The organism is Actinotalea ferrariae CF5-4 (genome assembly GCF_000603945.1).
Taxonomy (GTDB): domain Bacteria; phylum Actinomycetota; class Actinomycetes; order Actinomycetales; family Cellulomonadaceae; genus Actinotalea; species Actinotalea ferrariae.
The window spans coordinates 1-1,105 of sequence record NZ_AXCW01000471.1; the positions used below are offsets into that span (position 1 = coordinate 1).

At 70.1% G+C, this 1,105-nt stretch carries 1 protein-coding gene; it reads left to right on the forward strand.

Going from position 1 to position 1,105, the window contains the following annotated elements:
- On the forward strand, positions 1-799 hold a 799-nt coding region (locus N866_RS18860; RefSeq protein WP_034229709.1), incomplete at its 5' end, for an FAD-dependent oxidoreductase.
- Positions 800-1,105 lie beyond the last annotated feature (306 nt).

The following is a 1,105-nucleotide window of genomic DNA, read 5'->3' on the forward strand; positions in this document are numbered from 1 at the left end:
GGGCGTAGAGGTCACCCTCGTCGGGCGCTTCGCCCCGCACACAGAGCCCGAGGTTGCTGACGTACTCCGCGACGTGTTCAACGACGAAGGCATCACGGTGGTCGAGGAGCGCGCGGTCACGGTCGCGCGCACCGAGAACGGGGTCGTGGTCACCACGACAGCCGGCACCCGAGCGCAGGGTCAGCGGCTCCTGGTCGCGACCGGCCGCTTCGCCGACACACGCGACCTGGGCCTGGACGCCGCAGGTGTGCAGACCGACGAGCGCGGGTTCATCGTCGTCGACCAGAACCAACGCACCACCAACCCGCGGGTGTTCGCCGCCGGTGACGTCGCCGGCGGACCGCAGTACGTCTACGTGGCCGCGCAGACCGGACACGTCGCCGCCGCCGGCGCCCTGGGCGAGCCATCCACGGTGGACTACCGCGGCCTGCCCGGTGTCACCTTCACCACCCCGCAGATCGCCAGCGCGGGACTCACCGAGCATCGCGCCACGGAGCTGGGGCACTCCTGCGAATGTCGGGTCCTAAGCGCCCAAGACATTCCCCGAGCACTGATCAACCAGGATCCCCGCGGAACCCTCAAGCTCGTCATCGACGCGAAGACCCGCGAAGTCCTCGGGGTCCACGCCGCCCTCGACGGAGCCGGCGACGTGATGCTCGCCGCGACGTACGCGATCAAGTTCGGCCTTACCGTCGACGACCTCGCCGACACCTGGGCGCCCTACCTCACCATGAGCGAGGCACTGCGCATCGCCGCCGGGCTGTTTCGCTCGAACCTGCCCACCAGCTGCTGCGCCTGACGCCCGGCGACGCAAGCAGGCTCAAGAGCGTGGACAGCGCCTTGCGTCGCCGGCTCCTCGGCGGATCGCGCATACGAAGGGTTCTGAGACGCGGGCACCTGGACGCCGCCGCGAGCCTGTGAACTTCGCCGCTCGATTGCGGCGCTCTATTGGCACTATGTGGCGGGCGTACCTGCTGCCGGCATGCGCCAGCACGCCTTGGGAGGCGCTCGTCTCGCCGCGCCGGGCCCCGGATGATCGGCTGTCGTCCCGTTGAACTACGCGGTCGGGGTGCGCGCCGACGCCTCAGCCCTGATCCACCGGTCT